Source organism: Streptomyces sp. NPDC006335 (assembly GCF_040612795.1).
Taxonomy (GTDB): domain Bacteria; phylum Actinomycetota; class Actinomycetes; order Streptomycetales; family Streptomycetaceae; genus Streptomyces.
In genome coordinates, this window is the sequence record NZ_JBEXQX010000002.1 from 1 (window position 1) to 20128 (window position 20128).

Below are 20128 nucleotides of genomic sequence, written 5' to 3' on the forward strand. Positions count from 1 at the left end.
CCGGATCTGGAAGGCGGGTAACCGCTGGAGGTGACCGGTACTAATAGGCCGAGGGCTTGTCCATATTTGCTCGCGTCCACTGTGTTAGTTCTGAGGCAACGACCGTGTGTTTTCCGGTCTGAGTTTCATAGTGTTTCGGTGGTCATAGCGTGAGGGAAACGCCCGGTTACATTCCGAACCCGGAAGCTAAGCCTTACAGCGCCGATGGTACTGCAGGGGGGACCCTGTGGGAGAGTAGGACACCGCCGAACAATTATTGAGAAAACCCCCGTGCCATTCGGCACGGGGGTTTTCTGCGTTCAGGGTCGATTAGTGTCAATGACATGCGCCATGACCTCGTCATCTTCGACAACGACGGTGTTCTCGTCGACAGTGAGCCGATCTCCAACCGGCATCTCGCCGCGTATCTGACGGAGCTCGGGCACCCTACTTCCTACGAGGACTCCATCCGTGACTACATGGGCTCCGCCATGCACCGGATCCATGACCTCGTCCTGGAGCGGACCGGGCGGCGATTGCCGTCGGACTTCGACGACGTCTTCCACGCGAGGGTCTTCGCCGCGTTCGAGCGGGAGTTGAGGGCCGTGGCCGGCGTCACCGGTGTGCTGGAGAAGCTGGTCGCGGACGGGGTGCCGTACTGTGTCGCGTCCTCCGGGAGTCATGAGCGGATCCGCGTGGGGCATCGCGCGGCCGGGCTGGACCAGTGGTTCGAGGACGCGCGGATCTTCAGCTCGGAGGATGTGGGGCGGGGCAAGCCGGCTCCGGATCTGTTCCTGTACGCCGCTGAGCGGATGGGGGTCGAGCCCGGGCGGTGTGTGGTCGTCGAGGACAGTCCCCTCGGGGTGCAGGCGGCCAACGCGGCCGGGATGGACGTGTATGGGTTCACCGCGATGACTCCAGCCGCGAAGCTCGCCGGGGCCACTCAACTCTTCTCCGACATGGGTGAGTTGGCGGACCTGCTCGCCTGACATTTGTCATGCCGAGGTCCGGACGATCGTTTCTACTGGCACCCCCTCGCCGGACGAGAAGCTGAGGGCATGACGACGAAGACGAACTCGAAGCGCGCGAACCTGGTTCCTCTGATCGTGGACGTGGCTGTGCCGATCGGGGCGTACTACCTGCTCAAGGACGGGGTCGGGATGAGCACGTTGATGGCGCTGGGCCTCAGCAGTGTCGTTCCGGCCGTGCGGACCGGCTGGAGTGTGGTGAAGGAGCGGGCGGTCAACGGCCTTGCCGCGCTCATCCTCGTCGTCAACGTCGTGGGGCTGCTGCTCAGCTTCGTCGCCGGGGACCCGCGGCTGATGCTCGCCAAGGACAGCGGGGTGAGCAGTGTCATCGGGATCGGCATCCTCGTCTCCGTCGCGCTGGGGAGGCCGATGATGACCGCGGGCATGAAGCCCTGGCTGGTGAAGGGGATCGCGGAGCGGGAGGACGCCTGGACGCGGCTCCAGGCCGGGTCGGAGGACTTCCGGCGGGCCGAGCGGCGGTTCTCCGTGGTGTGGGGGGTCGTACTGCTGACGGAGTGTGTGCTGCGGGTCGTGGGGGCGTACACGCTGCCGGTGGACACGATGGTGTGGGCCGGGTCCGTGGTCATGGTCGTGTCGATGGTGGTGGCCTTCCTGGTCAGCGGGGCGATCGGGGCCGGCCCCATGGCCCGGATGCTGATCGCTGAGACCCGGGCGTGCGCTCCCGCGAGGCCCGAGGTCGCCCTCGCCCGATAAAGCTGAGGGAAACTCATCTTTGGCTGGATCTACCCACGAGTACGCCGGGGCCCTACGCTCGCCGCCATGACAGATGTGCTGCGGCGCGGTAGGGCCTCGCTGGCGTTCAGCTTCTTCGCGCAAGGTATCGCCTTCGCTCTGCTGGTGACGCGGATCCCCGCCATCCAGGACCGGTACGGGGTCTCCGACGCGCTGCTGCCCGCCTTCCTGGCCGCCGTGCCGATCCTCGCCGGGGTCGGAAGCGTCTCGACCGAGCACCTGGTGAAGCGGATCCCGCCCAGCCGGCTGCTGCGGTTCGCCCAGCCCGTCGTCCTCCTGGCGCTGCTCGGGGTGGGGGCCGGGGACACGACGGTCGAGCTGGGTGTCTCGCTCGCCGCCTTCGGGCTCGCCGTCGGCATGCTCGACGCGTCCATGAACATGCTCGGGGTGAGCTTGCAGCGGGCGTACGGGCGCAGCATCATGCTCAGCTTCCATGCCGTGTTCAGCCTCGGCGGGATCGTGGGGGCCTCGCTCGCCTGGGTGGGGGCGCACTGGCATCTGGCGCTGTTCGTGTCCTATCTGCCGGTCGTGGTGGTGCTGGTGCCGCTGTGCCTGCTGGGGAGCCGCTGGTACGTCGACGGGGGCGTGGCTGCCGTGGAGGAGAAGGCCGAAGGCGGGGACGGCGTCGTCTTCAAGCTGCTGCTGCCGCTCTGCCTGGTGATGACCTTCGCCTACATCGGCGACTCCACCGTCTCCAACTGGAGTGCCAAGTACCTCCAGGACGTGCTGGGAAGCAGTGAGCAGTTGGCGACCGTGCCGTACAACGTGTACATGGTGACGACCCTGCTGGGGCGGGCCGTCGGGGACTTCGGGGTACGGCGGTTCGGGGCGGCGGCGGTCGTACGGCTGGGGGCGCTGGTGGCGGCCGGGGGGTTCGCGGTGGTGGCCGTGGCGCCCGGGCCGTGGGTGGGGATGCTCGGGTTCACGCTGCTGGGGATGGGGCTGTGTGTGTTGGTGCCGCAGACGTTCGCGGCGGCCGGGCGGTTGTTCCCGGGGGCGTCGGATGCCGCGGTCGCCCGGCTCAATGTCTTCAACTACGTGGGGTTTCTGGTCGGTTCGCCGTTGGTGGGGGCCCTGGGGGACGCGTGGAGCTATCGCGGGGCCATGCTCGTGCCGATGGTGTTGGTGCTGGTGACGCTGGTGTACGCCAAGTCGTTCGCGGCTCAACCGGACCGATACGGTGGCGGGCATGAGCGGCCGCGCACAGCTGATGTGGGACGAGGCAGTAACGGGCTATGACTTCGGTCCGGACCATCCGATGGATCCGGTCCGGCTCGACCTGACCCGGCGACTGGTGGACGCCTTCGGGTTGGACCGTGACGTGGAGGTCGTGGCCGCGAAGGCGGCGGGCGAGTCGACGCTGCGGCTCGTGCACCGGGAGGACTACGTCGAGGCGGTTAAGGCGGCCTCCGTGGACCCGGGGGCGGCCGACCAGTCGTACGGGCTGGGGACGATGGACGATCCGGCCTTCGCGCGGATGCACGAGGTGTCCGCGCTGATCGCCGGCCAGTCGGTGGGCGCGGCGGAGGCCGTGTGGCGGGGGGACGCGCTGCACGCGGTGAACTTCGCGGGTGGGCTGCACCACGCGATGCCGGGTGGGGCGTCGGGGTTCTGCATCTACAACGACGCCTCGCTGGCGATCGCCCGGCTGCTGGAGTTGGGCGCCTCGCGGGTGGCCTATGTGGATGTCGACGTGCATCACGGGGACGGGGTGCAGGCGGCGTTCTGGGAGGATCCGCGGGTCCTGACGATCTCCTTGCACGAGCATCCCCGGACGCTGTTCCCGCAGACCGGGTGGCCGGAGGAGACGGGCGCGGACTCGGCCGAGGGCAGCGCCGTGAACGTGGCGTTGCCGGCGGGGACGGGGGACGCCGGGTGGCTGCGGGCGTTCCACGCGGTGGTCCCGGAGCTCATCGCCGACTTCCGGCCCGATGTGCTGGTCACGCAGCACGGGGCGGACACGCACTTCGAGGACCCGCTGGCCCACCTCGCGGTGTCGCTGGACGCGCAGCGGGCGGTGCAGGTCGCCTGCCACGAGCTGGCGCACGAGTACGCCGGGGGGAAGTGGATCGCGCTGGGCGGCGGGGGCTATGCCGTGGTGGACGTCGTACCCCGGTCCTGGACGCATCTGGTGGGGATCGCCGCCGGGCGGCCCATCGAGCCCGAGGCGATGGTTCCCGAGGGGTGGCGGCAGGAGGTGTTCGCCCGGACCCGGCAGTTGGCGCCGGCGCGGATGACGGATGGGCGGTGGCCGGTGTCCTACGCGTCGTGGGATGCGGGGTACGACCCTGCGGATCGGCTGGATCAGGCTGTGCTGGCCACTCGGCGGGCGGTGTTTCCGTTGCGGGGTCTGTTGGCCTAGGGCGCCCGAGGATGTGCCGCGTCCGGTCGTAGGGCGGCTGCGGGATTGTTGTGGCTGGTCGCGCAGTTCCCCGCGCCCCTTGGGCGCTACTCCGACTGTGCGGTGTTTTTCAGTTCCCCCACCTTCCTCACTCCCCATCCGCCACCATCACCCTCGTGTTGACCACCGGCGCCCTCCGCGCCCATCTGCTGGCCGCTCGTCTGGCCGGACCCGTGGCCACCTCCCGGGAGGAGAGTCTGCGGAGTTACCGGTTGTTCGCGGCTCGGGACCCGAGGGCGCTGATCGGTATTGATCCTGAGTGGGCATGGACTGAGCGGGATCTGATCGGTCTCATGGCCGACAAGTGCGGGGTTTCGGGCAATCCTCGGCATAGAACAGGCCGTGATGTGATCGATCCTGATCGGACGCTCGCCGCGCTCGACGCCTTCGCGGACCGGCTCGCGGCAGTTGCCCAGCGCAGCGGGGCCGTGCTGCTCGGCACCGGCCATCCGCACCGACTGCTCGGGTTCTACGCCGCCTTCGCGGACGCTCTCTCGGCGGCGGGATGTACCGTCCTCACCCCTGCGCATGGTCGCCGTGTCGACATAACGACCCGGTTCGGTCTACGCACGCACAACCTTGAGTACGTACGAGGAGTCGCGCTCGTGCGGGCACCGGAGGCGAAGAGCTCCGGTGGTGAGCCCGGCGCACACACGCATTCGCCGCTCCCGGTTCGTACTGCCCTGGCGGCCGCGGCGGAGAGCGGCGGGCCGCTTCCCGAGCTCGTGATCGGGGATCACGGATGGGTCTGCGGGGCAGGTCAGCTCGGGTTTGAGGCCATGGGGCCCGCGGATACGAATGACCCCGCGCCCTTTGTGGGGGAGGCCGAGGGGGTCGTGTCCCTCGTCGTTCCACTTGATGACGCTGTGCGGTCTGATTACTACCGTCCGCTGACCCGCTACGTACTCAATCGAGCGTGTCTGTCACAGTAGGCCGCCGATGGGTGCACCTCTTCCCCACTTGCATCACCCGCCCCTACATTGGGGAGTGAGCACGCAGCGACGAAGAGTCACCGGAAGGGGAAGCCGGTGGCCGTCGAGTGCGGAAGGTTCAGGTGTGTCATGGCTGCTGAACAGAGGCCTCTGAGTGAGGTTCAGTTCCTTACCGTGGCGGAAGTCGCCTCGGTGATGCGAGTGTCGAAGATGACCGTGTACCGGCTGGTGCACAGCGGTCATCTGCCCGCGATCAGGGTGGGACGGTCCTTCCGTGTCCCCGAGAACGCGGTTCACGAGTACCTCCGCGAGAGTTATGTGGGGGTGGAGACGGCCTGACGACGACCGGACTCGGGGAGGTTCCAACGGGGCCTCAGGGCACTCGTGGACCCCTGCCGGATCTCCCCGGTTCACCTCGATTACGACCTCAGCGCTCGGGCGGGTAGGCTAGCCCCTCGTAGGTCGTATGGGCCCATGGCGCCCAGCACCGAGTGATGAGAAGTGAGCGAGGGTAGTCGTGGGCTCTGTTATCAAGAAGCGGCGCAAGCGGATGGCCAAGAAGAAGCACCGCAAGCTGCTCAAGCGCACGCGCGTCCAGCGTCGCAACAAGAAGTAAGCGGCGACGCGTAAGCGTGTTTGTGGCCCCCCACCTGATATCGGTGGGGGGCCACACGCGTGTCGGGACGTGCGTGTGGGCCGGATGTCGTCACCTCGTGCAGTGGGCGGTCATCACAGGGCAACATCGAACCGCTAAGTTGGCGGAACACGGGGAACGCGGCACAGGACCGGGCTGTACAAGGGCCCGACCAGGGCTGGACTACGGCGGGAAGGAAGGCGCTGATCTTGGGAAAGGTCGTGCTCGTCACCGGAGTGGCCCGACAGCTCGGGGGCCGTTTCGTACGACGCATACAGCGTGACCCGCGGGTGGACCGGGTGATCGCCGTGGACGCGGTGTCGCCGGAGCACCATCTGGGCGGTGCCGACTTCATCCAGGCGGACATCAGGCAGCCCGGCATCGCACGGGTCCTGGCCGAGACGGCCGCCGACACCGTCGTACACCTGGACGTGACGGCGATGGCGTTGGGCAGCGGGAGCCGGACCACGGTCAAGGAGACCAACGTCATCGGCACCATGCAGCTCCTCGGCGCCTGCCAGAAGTCGCCGAGCGTGCAGCGGCTCGTGGTGAAGTCCAGTACGAACGTGTACGGGTCCGCGCCCCGCGATCCCGCCGTGTTCACGGAGACCACCCCGCCCAAGTCCCTGCCCTCCGGCGGCTTCGCCAAGGACACGGTCGAGGTCGAGGGGTACGTGCGGGGCTTCGCGCGGCGGCGGCCCGACGTGGCGGTGTGCGTGCTCAGGTTCGCCAACATCCTGGGGCCCACGGCGGACACCCCGCTCGCCTCGTACTTCGCGCTGCCGGTGCTGCCGACCGTGTTCGGGTACGACCCCCGGCTCCAGTTCGTGCACGAGGACGACGTGATCGACGTCCTCAGGATCGCCTCGCACGAGCCGGAGCGGGGCACGCTCAACAGCGGCACCTTCAACATCGCGGGCGACGGGGTCCTGTTGCTCTCGCAGTGTTCCCGGCGGCTCGGCCGACCCACCGTGCCCCTGCTGCTGCCGGCCGTCACCTGGGCCGGGTCGCTGGTCCGTACGCTGGGGATGACGGACTTCTCGCCCGAGCAGATCCGGTTGCTCACCCACGGCCGGGTCGTGTCGACGGTCCAGATGCGCGAGACGCTCGGATTCCGGCCGAAGTACACGACGGCGGAGACCTTCGCGGACTTCGCGCGCAGCCAGGGCCCCGGGCTGCTGCCGCCGGAGGCCCTCGCGGGGGCCGTCGACCGGATCGCCGCGCTGCCCCTCGCGGGTGGCGGCAACCCCCCGACGCAGAGCGCCAACTGAGGAGCGCATCAACGATGGCGGACGCCAAGGTCATTCCGTTCGACGACGACCGGTCCCGCGCAGGCGCCGTACAGCGGCCGGCGCGGCGCCGGAGCGCGGGGAGCCGGCGCAAGGGCACCGAGCCCGGGCTGGTCCGCGAGGTCCAGCCCCTGCCCAGCGGGGCTTCCGCGCAGGATGATGATCCCGTGACGCGTGAGGAACAGCCGCCGCAGCAGGCGAACGACGAAGGCGGCCTGGAGCGGCGTATCGCCGGGGGGCTCGGCTTCCTGCGCCGCCGGCTCACCGGGGACTACGAGGTCGACGACTTCGGCTACGACGAGGAACTCACCGACCAGGTCCTGATGTCCCTGCTGCGGCCGGTGTACGAGAAGTACTTCCGGGTCGAGGTGAAGGGCGTCGAGAACATCCCGGCCGAGGGCGGCGCGCTGATCGTCGCCAACCACTCCGGGACGCTGCCGTTGGACGGCCTGATGATGCAGGTCGCCGTCCACGACCACCACCCCGCTAACCGGCATCTGCGGCTGCTGGCGGCGGACCTGGTGTTCATGCTGCCGGTGGTCAACGAACTCGCCCGCAAGCTCGGCCACACCCTGGCGTGCGCGGAGGACGCCGAACGGCTGCTGGGGCAGGGCGAGCTGGTCGGTGTGATGCCGGAGGGCTTCAAGGGCATCGGCAAGCCCTTCAGCGAGCGCTACAAGCTCCAGCGCTTCGGCCGGGGCGGCTTCGTCTCCACGGCCCTGCGCCAGCGCACCCCGATCATCCCGTGCTCGATCGTGGGCGCGGAGGAGATCTACCCGATGATCGGCAACGCGAAGACGCTGGCCCGCCTGCTGGGCTTCCCGTACTTCCCGCTGACGCCGACCTTCCCGTGGCTCGGTCCCCTGGGCGCGGTCCCGCTGCCGACCAAGTGGACGATCCAGTTCGGTGAGCCGATCCCCACGGACGGCTATCCGCCGGAGGCCGCCGAGGACCCGATGCTGATGTTCAACCTGACGGACCAGGTCAGGGAACAGATCCAGCACACGCTGTACAAGCTGTTGGTGCAGCGGAGGTCGGTGTTCTTCTGAGTTCTGTTTCGGTACGACGGTGGGGGCGCCCTTCGCAGGAAGGGCGCCCCCACCGTCGTACCGGGAGAGCTAGTTGGCGTCCTCGCCCTGGATGCCCAGGCCCGGGAGGAGGCCAGGGAGGAGGGGCGGGAGGGTGACGTCCGGGTCGGCCGAGGGGGCCGGGGACGTCGGGGTGGTGGTGCCGGTGTCCTTCGGCGGGTCGAGGAGGCCGCCGGTGTCCCCGCCGAGCAGGCCGTCGTCCTCGCTGCCGGACGGGGCCGACCTGCTGGGGCTGCCGCCGCCGCGGTCCTCGGCGGAGCCGCCGGTTCCGGGGGCCGTCGAGTGGCCGGAACCGGGCGAGGTGTCCGAAGGCGCCGAGCCGGAGCCGCCCTGCCGCCGGCCTCCGCTGTCCCCGCTCGGTGCCGGGGGCTCGGGGAGCAGGGACTGGAGCGGTGCGACCTCTTCGTCTATGGCGTCGAAGACCTCGGACACCTGGTCGCTGACGTCGCCGAGCTGCACGGGCAGCCGGTCGCGGAGTGCGCCCCACGCCTCGCGGTGTGAGCGCGAGAAGCCGGCGAGGGCCTGGATGGGGCCCAGGGAGTTCGGGTCGCGCTCGTACGCCGCGTGCAGCAGGCGGTGGCCCTCGGAGGCGTCGTGCTGCATGCCGGACAGGGCGCGGCGGATCTCGCCCACGGACTCGTGGTCGAGGTGACCGCCCCGGCCGCGCTCCATCAGGCGACGGGCCTCGTTCAGCCGGGTGGAGGCCTGGTCGAGGTAGGCGACCCCGCGCTCGTCGTCCCCGTCGGACAGGTGGTTGAGCTTGAAGTCCTCGATACCGCGCTTGAGGCCGTACAGCGAGTCCCCGGGCAGGGCGTCCGAGCTGGCCGCGGCCACGCCGCCGAAGGCTCCGGCGGCGACTCCGACGCTCAGGCCGCCCGCGGCCAGGCCCTTGGTGAGCCGGGAACGCGGTCGCAGTTTCCCGAGCGGACTCGCCCGGTGGGTGCCCTTGGCCCGATGGGAGCGCTGCTCGGGGACCGCGGGTTCCGCCCCGTCGCCCGCCAGCAGCATGGCCTCCATCGCGGCCACGAGCTGGGCTCGCTGGACGACCTTGACCTCGGGGTCCAGCTCAGGCCTGGGCAGCTCGCCGAGACACTCCGCGAGGGCCAAAAGACGGCCCGGATCGGGGTGTTCAGCGGCGGCCGACGCCTGTCCTTCGGACTGCTCGGCCGCCGGTTCCCGGTCGGACTGCTCCTCCAGGGCCTGGGCGAAGGCGTTCGCCCGCCGGTGCGCCGATACGTTCGCGATCACTGGCGGCACCTCCTCTCGTCGTGACGGTCGACTCCCCAGGGGGTCCTGAGGGTTGCACACCCTGAGCACAAGCACACGATCGGGTGATCGGAGTCGGCCAGGGAGTGACCACAGGGAGCCTGCATCCCGCACAACGAGTGGCGCGGCACTTGGGTTACGGACTGCGGATGATCGGATCGGGGAGTCAACGGACTTTCACCGAGAGCGAGTTGCCGATTACCGGGCGTGCGCCCTCAGCGGGCGTCGTCCGGCAGGAGCCGGGCCAGGGTGCGGACGGCCCGGTACTGAAGGGTCTTGATGGCGCCCTCGTTCTTGCCCATGACCCGGGCGGTCTCGGCGACCGAGAGGCCCTGGAGGAAGCGCAGGGTCACGCACTCCTGCTGCTGTGGATTGAGCCGTCGGACGGCGTCCAGCAGCGCGGCGTTGGAGAGGGACTCCAGGACGGAGTCCTCGGGCGAGCGCTCGACCTCGTTGGCGTCGAGCATCTCGCCGGTGGTGACCTCCAGCCTGAACCGGCTCGACTTGAAGTGGTCGGCGACGAGATTGCGCGCGATGGTGACGAGCCAGGCGCCGAAGTCGCGGCCCTGCCAGGTGAAGGTGCCGATCCTCCTGAGCGCGCGCAGGAACGTCTCGCTCGTCAGGTCCTCGGCGGTGGCCTTACCTCCTACCCGGTAATAGATGTACCGGTACACCGTGTCGCTGTACTGGTCGTACAGGCGGCCGAAGGCGTCGGCCTCGCCGGCCTGGGCGCGTTCGACCAGGTCCATCATGCGGGCGCTGTCGCTGTCCGCGGCGGGACGGCGGGCGGGGGCGGCGCCGGTCGAACGCCCTCGTCTGCCGACGGCCGCGGAACCGTCGGCCAGTGCGTAGCACGGGCCGATCGGTGCCGCGGCTACGGCGAGGGCGGGGACGGCGTACGCGGTGGGGACGAAGCCGCGCAACAGGTCTTGGACCGTTGCGCGCAGCGTAGCCAGGCCCGAGGCGTCAACCCCGACGTGTGGGTACACGGGACTCCCAGAGGCAGAGCTTCCATCACGTGCAGTGCGGGTCCGTTCACCCGTCGTAGCGACGGAGAGGTACCCGAATGCGTTTGAGGAGAATAACGCTTAGTGCAGGCGCTGCTACACCCAGTTGCTCTATTCATCGATTACGTCGCTTCTGTAACCGATTGGGAGCCGTTCAAGTGCCACAGAGTGACCGTTTGTTGATCGAAAACGGTCGTGATCTGTCAGGGAACGGGGCGTGTTGTGGCCGTGTGCAGCCAATGTGCCTGCACACGGAGTTACGCGTATAAAACCCGTGGATCGGTGTGTTTGCCTGGTTACCGGCGGCGCTTGTGCAGGGCGATCGCCGCCGCCGTGCCGCCCGCCACCGCTCCCACGCCCGCGGCCGCCGGGATGCCGACCTTCGCCGCCTTGCGGCCGGTGCGGTAGTCGCGCAGGCGCCAGTCCAGTTGACGGGCGTGCTTGCGGAGCTTGGTGTCCGGGTTGATCGCGTAGGGGTGACCCACCAGCGAGAGCATCGGGATGTCGTTGTGGCTGTCGCTGTACGCGGCGCAGCGCGACAGGTCGAGGCCCTCGGCCGCGGCCAGGGCCCGGACCGCCTCCGCCTTCGCGGGGCCGTGCAGGGGCTCGCCGACCAGCTTGCCGGTGTAGACGCCGTCCACCGACTCCGCCACCGTGCCCAGGGCGCCGGTGAGTCCGAGGCGGCGGGCGATCACCTGGGCGATCTCCACGGGGGCCGCTGTGACCAACCACACCTTCTGACCGGCGTCCAGGTGCGCCTGCGCCAGCGCGCGGGTGCCCGGCCAGATGCGCTCGGCCATGTACTCGTCGTAGATCTCCTCGCCGATCGACTGGAGCTCGGCGACGCGGTGGCCCTTCACGATGGAGAGCGCCGAGTCCCGGGCCTCCTGCATGTGTTCGGGGTCTTCGGAGCCGGCCAGCCGGAACCAGGCCTGCTGCCAGGCGAAGCGGGCGAGATCGCGGGTCTCGAAGAACTTCCGTTTGTACAGGCCGCGGCCGAAGTGGAAGAGGGACGCGCCCTGCATCACGGTGTTGTCCAGGTCGAAGAAGGCGGCGGCCTTTTCGTCGCCCAGGACCGGGAACTGTGACTCCGGTCCCGTACCAGGGGTCTCCTCGACCTCCTGGGAGGACTTGCGCGCAGCCTCCGCCGAGGCCTCGCCTGCCAACACGCTTCGCGCCGTGGCGGAGCGCCTACGGGGGGTGAGCCATCCGAGAGCGGCCATGGCGTGAGCATAGCCAGTTTGTTCGGTGGTTCCGGAGTCGAGAGGTTTGAAGGGTGTGAACACTCCGGGACTGTGCCGTTAAGCGGGCGGTCCGGTCGGCGTCGACGCGCGGGACAATGGCCCGCATGAGTCCCATCTTCCGCCGAAAGCAGGCCAAGGCCCCCGAGGACCGGCTCGTCACGCTGATCCGCAAACCCGGGTGCCATCTGTGCGATGACGCACAGCTCGTGATCGAGAAGGTTTGTGGAGATCTCGGGGTTCCCTGGGAGTACAAGGACATCGACCAGGATCCTCAACTCCACGACCAGTACTGGGAACAGATCCCCGTGGTGCTCGTCGACGGTGAACAGCACACCTTCTGGCGGGTCGACGAGGAGCGCCTCCGCAGGGCCCTGGCGGACTAGTCCGTCCAGGTCGGTCGGTCGCTTAGGATCGATGGCGAAGTGGTCTCGGGGGCGGGATTGATGAGGGAAGTGTGCGGTTTTGCCTCCGAGAGAGACGCGCGTGACCCCGGTCACGTTGGCCGGGCAAATCGGACACCATCTTTGTGCACGCGTTCACAAAGACATAGCCTGCATTCGACGGGGCGGTCCGGGGACGTGTGACCGCCTACAGCCCCGCTCTACCCGCAGGAGCACCGTGGCAACTGGCCGAACTCACCGACCGGCGACCCGTAGCCGAGGGATTCCCGAGGCCACCGTCGCCCGGCTTCCGCTGTACCTCCGCGCCCTGACGGCACTGTCCGAGCGCTCGGTACCCACGGTCTCCTCCGAGGAGCTCGCGGCCGCCGCGGGGGTCAACTCCGCGAAGCTGCGCAAGGACTTCTCCTACCTCGGTTCCTACGGAACCCGCGGTGTCGGCTACGACGTCGAGTATCTCGTCTACCAGATCTCCCGCGAACTCGGCCTGACCCAGGACTGGCCGGTTGTGATCGTCGGTATCGGTAACCTCGGCGCCGCTCTGGCCAACTACGGCGGCTTCGCGTCCCGTGGATTCCGGGTCGCCGCGCTGATCGACGCCGATCCGGCGATGGCCGGAAAGCCCGTCGCGGGCATTCCGGTGCAGCACTCTGACGACCTGGAAAAGATCATCGAGGACAACGGCGTGTCCATCGGTGTCATCGCGACCCCCGCCGGTGCCGCCCAGCCGGTCTGCGACCGGCTCGTGGCCGCCGGGGTCACCTCCATCCTGAACTTCGCGCCCACCGTGCTGTCCGTGCCGGACGGTGTCGACGTGCGCAAGGTCGACCTCTCCATCGAGCTTCAGATCCTCGCCTTCCACGAGCAGCGCAAGGCCGGTGAGGTGGCCGCCGCCTCCGACGGCGCCGCTCATGTCGCCGCGGGCCGCGGTGACTCCGCCGCCGACAAGGGGCCCGACGGGGACGTACCCGCCGTGATGCCGGCATGAGTCTCCTCGTCGTCGGGCTGAGCCACCGCAGCGCGCCGGTCAGTGTGCTGGAGCGGGCGGCGCTGCATGCCGATGCGCAGGTGAAGTTGCTCCAGGACACGGTTGCCGCGGAGCCGGCGGCGGAGGCCGCGGTGCTCGCGACCTGCAACCGCATCGAGCTGTACGCCGACGTGGACAAGTTCCACGCCGGTGTCGCCGAGCTGTCCACGCTGCTCGCCCAGCACAGCGGGGTGGGGCTGGACGAGCTCACTCCCTATCTGTACGTGCACTACGAGGACCGGGCCGTCCACCACCTCTTCTCCGTGGCCTGCGGGCTCGACTCCATGGTCGTGGGGGAGGGCCAGATCCTCGGGCAGATCAAGGACTCGCTGGCGCGGGCGCAGGAACTGCACACCGCCGGGCGGTTGCTGAACGACCTCTTCCAGCAGGCGCTGCGGGTCGGGAAGCGGGCGCACTCCGAGACCGGGATCGACCGGGCCGGGCAGTCGCTGGTCACCTTCGGGCTGGAGCAGCTCGCTCTGGGCGCGGAGGTGCCGGACTGGGCCCGGGGCAAGAAGGCGCTGGTGATCGGGGCCGGGTCGATGTCCTCGCTGGCCGCGGCGACGCTGGCGCGGGTCGGGGTGGCGGAGATCGTCATCGCCAACCGGACCGCTGAGCGGGCCGAGCGGCTCGCGGAGATCCTCAGGGACAGCGGGGACGTGGTCGCCCGTGCGGTACCGATGGATTCGGTGTCGGACGAGCTGACACGTGCCGATGTCGTGGTGTCGTGTACGGGGGCTACCGGGCTGGTGCTCACGGCTGAGGCTGTTGCTGCCGGCCTGGGGTTGGACACGCAGCCCGGCGCTGACGAGGTGCCGTCCTTCCGTGGGTCGGGAGCCGCCCAAGCGGCACGACTGCCCGCAGACGCCGGGACCGAAGAGAACTGCCCGCTCGACCTGGCCCCCATGCCCGCCACCGCCGGGTTCTCCGTGCTCGGGGAAGCCGCCGTCGCCGGGATCGCCGCCTCCGAGCTCGAGCAGCACGCCGCCTGGGTGGACAACGCGCCCCGGCCGCAGGGGGCCGTCGCCCTGGTCGATCCCGTCGAGGAAGCCGACGTCATCGCCGCGCTCGCCGCCACCGCCGCTGCGATCGGCCGAGTGCCCGAGCGGCGCAGGCCCGAGCCCGTCGCCGAGATCCCGCGGCCGACCCCCTCGCTCTTCCTGCTCGACCTCGCCATGCCCCGGGACATCGACCCCGCCGTGCACCGGCTGGTCGGGGTGCGGCTCGTCGACATCGAGTCGCTCGCCGAGGCTTCGGCGGACGCTCCGATGGCGGCCGACGTCGACCAGGTCCGTCGTATCGTCGCGGACGAGGTGGCCGCCTTCGGGGCGGCGCTCAGGGCCGCGCACATCACGCCCACCGTCGTCGCGCTGCGGACCATGGCCGCCGATGTCGTCGCCAGTGAGATCGCGCGGCTCGACGGGCGGCTGCCCGGCCTGGACGACAAGCAGCGCGGGGAGATCACGCAGACCGTGCGGCGCGTGGTCGACAAGCTGCTGCACGCGCCGACCGTACGGGTCAAGCAGCTCGCGGCCGAGCCCGGCGGTGCCGGATACGCGGACGCGCTGCGGACCCTGTTCGACCTCGACCCCGAGACGGTGGCCGCCGTCTCCCGCGCCGAGGACAGCACCACCGATGAGAAAGACCGAGGCTCGTCATGAGTACCAAGGCGCTACGGCTCGGGACCAGGCGGAGCAAACTCGCCATGGCCCAGTCCGGGCGGGTGGCGGAAGCCGTGAGCCAGGTGACCGGGCGGCCCGTCGAGCTCGTCGAGATCACCACGTACGGCGATGTGTCCAAGGAGGCGCTCGCGCAGATCGGCGGCACGGGTGTGTTCGTGACCGCGCTGCGCGAAGCCCTGCTCAAGGGCGAGGTCGACTTCGCGGTGCACTCGCTGAAGGACCTGCCGACCGGGCAGCCGGACGAGCTGGCACTGGCCGCGCTCCCCGAGCGCGAGGACCCGAGGGACGTCCTCGTCGCCCGGGACGCCCTGAAGTTCACCGACCTGCCCCGAGGCGCCCGCATCGGTACCGGTTCGCCCCGGCGCACCGCGCAGCTGAACGCGTACGCCCGCGCGCACGGACTTGATATCGAGACGGTTGCGATCCGGGGGAACATCGACACCCGGGTGCGGTTCGTGCGCGAGGGTGAGCTGGATGCGGTGGTGCTGGCCGCGGCCGGCCTCACTCGCATCGGCCGTATCGACGAAGTGACCGATTTCCTCTCGGTCGACACAGTTTTGCCCGCTCCCGGCCAGGGAGCACTCGCGATCGAGTGCACCGCGGACAACGCGGACCTGATCGCGGCGCTCGGCGAGCTCGACGACCCGTTCACGCGGGTCGCCGTGACCGCCGAGCGGTCACTGCTCGCCGCCCTGGAGGCCGGCTGCTCCGCCCCTGTGGGCGCGCTGGCCGACCTGCTGGCCGACGGGCAGATTGTCAAGGAAATGCGCCTGCGGGGCGTCGTCGGCACCACCGACGGCTCGCGCATGGTGCAGTTGTCCACCACCGGTCCCGTGCCCGAGTCGTACGACCAGGCAATGGCGCTCGGTCGCGAACTCGCGACCGAGATGCTCGCCCAGGGCGCGGCCGGTCTGATGGGGGAGCGAGCACAGTGAGCCCCACCACCCTTCCCGTCGGTCCTGAACACGGGCACGTCACCTTCCTCGGTGCCGGACCCGGAGATCCGGGACTGCTGACCCTGCGCGCCGTCGAGGCGCTCACGAACGCGGACGTTCTCGTCGCCGGGCACGAGGTGCTCGACGTCGTGCGCGTCCACGCTCGGTCGGGCGTCGCCGTCGTGGACACGGACACGGAGTCGCCTTCGACTCCGGTTCCGGGCACGGGCGCGCCCCAACTGACAGTCGTTGACGGCACGTCAACAACCGCTCCCGTCCCCGCTGTACGGGATGCGGCACATCTTGTCATGGAGGCCGCGCGGGGCGGCAGGCGGGTCGTGCGTGCGGTGTCCGGGGACCCCGGGCTCGACGCGTACGCCGCCGAGGAGATGCTGGCCTGCGCCCGCGCGGGCGTTCCCTTCGAGGTCGTGCCCGGTGTGGCCGCGGCCGTCGGCGTGCCCGCGTACGCCGGTGTCCCGCTGCGGGACGCGCAGGGCGCGGACGTACGGTTCGTGGACGCGCGGACGGCCTCCGACCGGTGCTGGACGGAGGTGGGGGTGTCGGACGGGACCGTGGTCGTGTCGACGACCCTGGACTCCGTGGGCGCCGCCGCCGGGGAGCTGGTCGCGGCCGGGCGCAAGCCCGACACCCCGATGACGGTCACCGTCGCCGGTACGACCACGCGCCAGCGGACCTGGACGGCCACCCTGGGCACCATCGCCCAGACGCTCAAGCAGGCCAAGGTGCTGCCCTCGCCCGAGGGCGGGCGGCCGGTGATAGCCGTGGTCGGTGAGCGGTCCGCCGCCGCACAGCGCGACCAGCTGTCGTGGTTCGAGAACAAGCCGCTGTTCGGCTGGAAGGTTCTCGTGCCGCGCACGAAGGAGCAGGCGGCCTCGCTCTCCGACCAGCTCAGGTCCTACGGGGCCGTGCCGCACGAGGTGCCGACGATCGCGGTCGAGCCGCCGAGAACTCCCCAGCAGATGGAGCGGGCGGTCAAGGGGCTGGTCACCGGGCGCTACGAGTGGATCGCCTTCACCTCGGTCAACGCCGTCAAGGCGGTCCGGGAGAAGTTCGAGGAGTACGGGCTCGACGCCCGGGCCTTCGCCGGGATCAAGGTCGCGGCGGTGGGCGAGCAGACCGCCAAGGCGCTCATCGCCTTCGGTGTGAAGCCGGACCTGGTGCCGAGCGGTGAGCAGTCGGCTGCCGGGCTCCTTGAGGACTGGCCGCCGTACGACCCCGTCTTCGACCCGATCGACCGGGTGTTCCTGCCGCGCGCCGACATCGCGACCGAGACGCTGGTCGCCGGGCTCATCGAGCTCGGGTGGGAGGTCGACGACGTCACCGCCTACCGGACCGTGCGCGCCTCGCCGCCGCCCGCGGAGACCCGGGAGGCGATCAAGGGGGGCGGGTTCGACGCCGTGCTCTTCACGTCGTCGTCGACCGTGCGGAACCTGGTCGGTATCGCCGGGAAGCCGCACAACGTGACCGTGATCGCATGCATCGGGCCGGCCACGGCCAAGACCGCCGAGGAGCACGGGCTGCGGGTGGATGTGATGGCTCCCGAGCCGTCCGTGCACAAGCTGGCCGAGGCGCTGGCCGACTTCGGGTTGAAGCGGCGGGCGGCGGCGCTCGAGGCCGGGGATCCGGTGACGCGGCCGAGCGAGCGGCGGCCCGGGGCCAGGCGGCGACGGTCGACGACCTGATCCCTCTCCGTCCTCGCTGTCCTCTCTGTACGGTGCCTCAGGCGGCCGGGGTCACGGTGTGGCCGTAGCGGAGGAGGTTCTCCGGGTCGTACGTCGACTTCGTGCGGCGCAGGCGGTCGTAGACCTCCGGGGTCCAGGCCCGGGCGCGGTCCGTCTCGTCGCCCGGGGTGCCGTGCAGGTTGACCATGGTGCGGCCGGTGCCGTACGCGGACATCGCGCCGTTGAGGGCGGTCGTGGCGCGTTCGACCGCCGCGGCCATGGGGGGTGCCGCCAGGACGCCCACCGCCTCCAGGAGGTACTCGGCGTCCCGGGCGCACACCGCGTCCGCCACGGCGGCGGGGCGGGAGAGCGCCGCGCCCATGTGGCGGATCTCCACCATCAGCAGCGGGAAGTCGCCGGCGCCCGCCGCCGGGCCCACCTGGTCCAGGAACGTGTCGATCGCCTGCGGGGTCAGCTCGCGCAGCAGGGTGCAGGACTCGCGGGCCGGCAGGGGGTCCTGGGGGTCCAGGTAGATGCGGTCGACCGCCGCGTAGTCCATCTCCTCCACCGTGTCGATCACGACCGGTGCGGCCTCGCGGAGCGGGGTCAGGAGCTCCTGGCCCGCTGCCGGGTCGCCGGTCCAGGCGAGGCAGACCCTTGCCCAGAAGCCGCCCCGGAAGGGTTCGGGGATCTCCGGGAAGGGCGGCAGGCGCAGGATGCTGAAGGTGCTGTTCATCTCCGGCGGGACGTCCTGGGTCCAGGTTGCCCACGTGGTCAGCAGGGCCTCGGCGTCCTCGCCCGCGCAGTAGACGCCGCCGCCCAGGACGCGGGCGAGGGGCAGGAGTTCGGTGACCAGGGAGGTCACCACCCCCACGTTGCCCTTGCCGCCGCGCAGCGCCCAGAAGAGGTCGGGTTCGGTGTCGGGGTCGGTGTGGTGGAGCGTTCCGTCGGGGGTGACGACCTCGAAGGAGCGGACCTTGTCGGCCGCGTAGCCGTAGGTCCGGCCGAGCACTGGGAGGCCGCCGCCGAGGGTGTAGCCGACGACGCCCGCGTCGGTGGAGGAGCCGTTGAGGGTGGCGAGGCCGTGGGGAGTGGCGGCGGCCAGGACGTCCCGCCACTTCGCGCCGGCGTCGATTGTCGCGGTGCGGGTGTCCTCGTCGACGCGTACGCCGGTCATGCGGGCGGTGTTGATCAGCAGCCCGTTCTCTATGGGGAAGTTGGCGCCGTGGCCGGTTGCCTGGACGGTGACGGGGGTGTGGGTGGCCGAGGCCCAGCGCAGGGCGGTGACGATGTCCTCGGCGCGGGTGGCGCCGACGACCACGTCGGGGGTGTGCAGGGCGGCCAGGTTGAAGCCGGTGACTTCGTCGGCGTAGCCGGGTTCGCCGGGGCGGATGACGGGGCCGTGGATCTCGTTCAGGGTGGGGTGCGTGGAGTGGGTGGCAGCCATGGGGTCCTCCTGCCTTGTTCTTTCAGCTTGGACCTGGGTGTGGGGTGGCGCATGTGGGGGTGGGGCGGGGTGCGTTGTCGGGTGCGGGGCGGTGGGGGTTGATCGCGCAGTTCCCCGCGCCCCCGAGGGGTTGCAGTCGCCCGCGCCACGACGGGCCGTTCGCTACCTCGTCCGCCACGACGGGCCCGCGGGCCGCCGCAGGCAGCAGGGGCGCGGGGAACTGCGCGACCGGCCACGACGAACCCGCACCCGCCCGGCAACCGAACCCGGCACCCCCTGGGGGCCCGGCCCGGCCGACGCCGCGTCGGCAAAGGGGTCCTCGGGGCGGGCGTAGCGTAGGGATATGACGACGTACGGATCTTTTCCCGGCACGCGGCCCCGGCGGCTGCGGACCAACCCCGTCATGCGCCGCATGGTCGCCGAGACCCGGTTGCACCCCGCTGACTTCATCCTTCCGGCCTTCGTGCGGGAGGGCGTCGGTGAGCCCGTGCCGATCGCGGCCATGCCCGGAGTCGTGCAGCACACCCGGGACAGCTTGAAGAAGGCCGCTGCCGAAGCGGTAGCGGCCGGTGTTTCCGGGATCATGCTCTTCGGGGTGCCGGAGGAGTCGAAGAAGGACGCTGTCGGGACGCCGGGGACCGATCCCGACGGGATTCTGCAGGTCGCCATCCGGGACGTGCGGGCCGAGGTCGGGGACGAGCTGCTCGTGATGTCCGACCTGTGTCTCGACGAGACGACCGATCACGGGCACTGCGGTGTGCTGGACGCCGAGGGGCGCGTCGACAACGACGCCACCCTCGAGCGGTACGCCGAGATGGCCCAGGTGCAGGCCGACGCGGGCGCCCATGTCGTGGGGCCCAGCGGGATGATGGACGGTCAGATCGGGGTCGTACGGGACGCCCTTGATCAGATCGGTCGGGAGGACGTGGCCATCCTGGCGTACACGGCGAAGTACGCGTCCGCGTTCTACGGGCCGTTCCGGGAGGCCGTCGGCTCCTCCTTGCGGGGTGACCGCAAGACGTACCAGCAGGACCCGGCGAACGTGCGGGAGTCGCTGCGGGAGCTCGCCCTCGATCTGGAGGAGGGCGCCGACATGGTGATGGTCAAGCCGGCCGGGCCCTACCTCGACGTCCTCGCGCGGGTCGCCGACGCCGTCGACGTGCCCGTGGCCGCCTACCAGATCTCCGGTGAGTACTCGATGATCGAGGCCGCCGCCGAGAAGGGCTGGATCGACCGGGACCGGGCGATCATGGAGGCGCTGACCGGAATCAAGCGGGCCGGCGCGCAGAACATCCTCACCTACTGGGCCACCGAGGTGGCGCAGAAGCTCGGCTGA

Annotated in this window: 19 protein-coding genes and 1 rRNA gene; 16 read left to right on the forward strand and 4 right to left on the reverse strand. The window is 70.2% G+C overall.

The features are described from left to right. Positions 1-134 precede the first annotated feature (134 nt). The 10 genes from rrf (at position 135) to ABZ098_RS05880 (ending at position 8065) form a co-directional block, all read left to right on the forward strand. Positions 135-251, forward strand: a 5S ribosomal RNA gene (gene rrf / locus ABZ098_RS05835). 72 nt (positions 252-323) lie between these two features. Beyond that, complete coding sequence (locus ABZ098_RS05840; RefSeq protein WP_356587656.1) at positions 324-968, forward strand: HAD family hydrolase; 645 nt, start codon at positions 324-326, stop codon at positions 966-968. Positions 969-1037: 69 nt separating this feature from the next. Continuing rightward, positions 1038-1721 (forward strand): VC0807 family protein, encoded by a 684-nt coding sequence (locus tag ABZ098_RS05845; protein ID WP_356587658.1) that lies wholly within the window; start codon positions 1038-1040, stop codon positions 1719-1721. A gap of 66 nt (positions 1722-1787) precedes the next feature. Beyond that, positions 1788-2999 (forward strand): MFS transporter, encoded by a 1212-nt coding sequence (locus tag ABZ098_RS05850; RefSeq protein WP_356587660.1) that lies wholly within the window; start codon positions 1788-1790, stop codon positions 2997-2999. Further along, positions 2950-4122 (forward strand): acetoin utilization protein AcuC, encoded by a 1173-nt coding sequence (locus tag ABZ098_RS05855; protein WP_356587662.1) that lies wholly within the window; start codon positions 2950-2952, stop codon positions 4120-4122. The genes ABZ098_RS05850 and ABZ098_RS05855 overlap by 50 nt, the downstream gene beginning before the upstream one ends. A 155-nt stretch (positions 4123-4277) precedes the next feature. Next, a complete protein-coding gene (locus tag ABZ098_RS05860) occupies positions 4278-5093 on the forward strand; it encodes a phosphatase (RefSeq protein WP_356587664.1) in 816 nt (271 codons plus the stop codon). A 129-nt stretch (positions 5094-5222) separates the two neighbouring features. Further along, positions 5223-5432, forward strand: coding sequence for a helix-turn-helix domain-containing protein (locus tag ABZ098_RS05865; RefSeq protein WP_016437488.1), 210 nt, complete (start codon positions 5223-5225; stop codon positions 5430-5432). 178 nt (positions 5433-5610) lie between these two features. Continuing rightward, the gene (locus tag ABZ098_RS05870; protein WP_003948845.1) at positions 5611-5709 is read left to right on the forward strand and encodes an AURKAIP1/COX24 domain-containing protein; all 99 of its coding nucleotides are present in this window, start codon (positions 5611-5613) and stop codon (positions 5707-5709) included. Between the two features lie 227 nt (positions 5710-5936). Next, positions 5937-6998, forward strand: coding sequence for an NAD-dependent epimerase/dehydratase family protein (locus ABZ098_RS05875; protein ID WP_356587666.1), 1062 nt, complete (start codon positions 5937-5939; stop codon positions 6996-6998). 14 nt (positions 6999-7012) lie between these two features. Beyond that, entirely contained in the window at positions 7013-8065 is a 1053-nt protein-coding gene (locus tag ABZ098_RS05880) for a lysophospholipid acyltransferase family protein (RefSeq protein ID WP_356587668.1), read from the forward strand. Positions 8066-8134: 69 nt separating this feature from the next. On the opposite strand, the gene ABZ098_RS05885 is transcribed toward ABZ098_RS05880, so the two are convergent. The 3 genes from ABZ098_RS05885 to ABZ098_RS05895 form a co-directional block, all read right to left on the reverse strand. Beyond that, complete coding sequence (locus ABZ098_RS05885) at positions 8135-9352, reverse strand: DUF5667 domain-containing protein (RefSeq protein WP_356587670.1); 1218 nt, start codon at positions 9350-9352, stop codon at positions 8135-8137. Positions 9353-9585: 233 nt separating this feature from the next. Further along, positions 9586-10359 carry an ECF subfamily RNA polymerase sigma factor, BldN family gene (locus tag ABZ098_RS05890; RefSeq protein WP_356096583.1) on the reverse strand — a complete coding sequence of 258 codons (774 nt, stop codon included), beginning with the start codon at positions 10357-10359 and terminating at the stop codon, positions 9586-9588. A gap of 314 nt (positions 10360-10673) precedes the next feature. Beyond that, positions 10674-11600, reverse strand: a complete 927-nt coding sequence (locus ABZ098_RS05895) for an HAD-IB family hydrolase (RefSeq protein ID WP_356587672.1) — start codon at positions 11598-11600, stop codon at positions 10674-10676. Between the two features lie 116 nt (positions 11601-11716). On the opposite strand from ABZ098_RS05895, the gene ABZ098_RS05900 reads away from it, so the two are divergent. From ABZ098_RS05900 to ABZ098_RS05920, 5 genes are all read left to right on the forward strand, one after another. Continuing rightward, a complete protein-coding gene (locus ABZ098_RS05900) occupies positions 11717-12004 on the forward strand; it encodes a glutaredoxin family protein (RefSeq protein ID WP_356587674.1) in 288 nt (95 codons plus the stop codon). Positions 12005-12239: 235 nt separating this feature from the next. Then, complete coding sequence (locus ABZ098_RS05905) at positions 12240-13007, forward strand: redox-sensing transcriptional repressor Rex (protein ID WP_356587676.1); 768 nt, start codon at positions 12240-12242, stop codon at positions 13005-13007. Next, positions 13004-14707: a glutamyl-tRNA reductase gene (locus ABZ098_RS05910; protein ID WP_356587678.1), complete on the forward strand. Its 1704-nt coding sequence runs from the start codon at positions 13004-13006 to the stop codon at positions 14705-14707. The genes ABZ098_RS05905 and ABZ098_RS05910 overlap by 4 nt, the downstream gene beginning before the upstream one ends. Further along, positions 14704-15663: a hydroxymethylbilane synthase gene (gene hemC / locus ABZ098_RS05915; RefSeq protein ID WP_356587680.1), complete on the forward strand. Its 960-nt coding sequence runs from the start codon at positions 14704-14706 to the stop codon at positions 15661-15663. Before ABZ098_RS05910 ends, hemC begins: the two co-directional genes overlap by 4 nt. Next, positions 15660-17366, forward strand: a complete 1707-nt coding sequence (locus ABZ098_RS05920; RefSeq protein WP_356587682.1) for a bifunctional uroporphyrinogen-III C-methyltransferase/uroporphyrinogen-III synthase — start codon at positions 15660-15662, stop codon at positions 17364-17366. The genes hemC and ABZ098_RS05920 overlap by 4 nt, the downstream gene beginning before the upstream one ends. A gap of 37 nt (positions 17367-17403) precedes the next feature. Here the strand turns inward: ABZ098_RS05920 and ABZ098_RS05925 are convergent, their stop codons facing one another. After that, complete coding sequence (locus tag ABZ098_RS05925) at positions 17404-18792, reverse strand: FAD-binding oxidoreductase (protein ID WP_356587684.1); 1389 nt, start codon at positions 18790-18792, stop codon at positions 17404-17406. A gap of 343 nt (positions 18793-19135) precedes the next feature. On the opposite strand from ABZ098_RS05925, the gene hemB reads away from it, so the two are divergent. Then, positions 19136-20128, forward strand: a complete 993-nt coding sequence (gene hemB, locus ABZ098_RS05930; protein ID WP_356587686.1) for a porphobilinogen synthase — start codon at positions 19136-19138, stop codon at positions 20126-20128.

Excerpts from the sequence above, each read along its gene's own strand:
- ABZ098_RS05840 (WP_356587656.1), top strand. The coding sequence starts at position 324 with ATGCGCCATGACCTCGTCATCTTCGACAACGACGGTGTTCTCGTCGAC.
- hemC (WP_356587680.1), top strand. The coding sequence starts at position 14,704 with ATGAGTACCAAGGCGCTACGGCTCGGGACCAGGCGGAGCAAACTCGCC.
- ABZ098_RS05925 (WP_356587684.1), bottom strand. The coding sequence starts at position 18,792 with ATGGCTGCCACCCACTCCACGCACCCCACCCTGAACGAGATCCACGGC.
- ABZ098_RS05910 (WP_356587678.1), top strand. The coding sequence starts at position 13,004 with ATGAGTCTCCTCGTCGTCGGGCTGAGCCACCGCAGCGCGCCGGTCAGT.
- ABZ098_RS05845 (WP_356587658.1), top strand. The coding sequence starts at position 1,038 with ATGACGACGAAGACGAACTCGAAGCGCGCGAACCTGGTTCCTCTGATC.
- ABZ098_RS05900 (WP_356587674.1), top strand. The coding sequence starts at position 11,717 with ATGGCCCGCATGAGTCCCATCTTCCGCCGAAAGCAGGCCAAGGCCCCC.
- ABZ098_RS05895 (WP_356587672.1), bottom strand. The coding sequence starts at position 11,600 with ATGGCCGCTCTCGGATGGCTCACCCCCCGTAGGCGCTCCGCCACGGCG.
- ABZ098_RS05850 (WP_356587660.1), top strand. The coding sequence starts at position 1,788 with ATGACAGATGTGCTGCGGCGCGGTAGGGCCTCGCTGGCGTTCAGCTTC.
- hemB (WP_356587686.1), top strand. The coding sequence starts at position 19,136 with ATGACGACGTACGGATCTTTTCCCGGCACGCGGCCCCGGCGGCTGCGG.
- ABZ098_RS05855 (WP_356587662.1), top strand. The coding sequence starts at position 2,950 with ATGAGCGGCCGCGCACAGCTGATGTGGGACGAGGCAGTAACGGGCTAT.
- ABZ098_RS05865 (WP_016437488.1), top strand. The coding sequence starts at position 5,223 with ATGGCTGCTGAACAGAGGCCTCTGAGTGAGGTTCAGTTCCTTACCGTG.
- ABZ098_RS05880 (WP_356587668.1), top strand. The coding sequence starts at position 7,013 with ATGGCGGACGCCAAGGTCATTCCGTTCGACGACGACCGGTCCCGCGCA.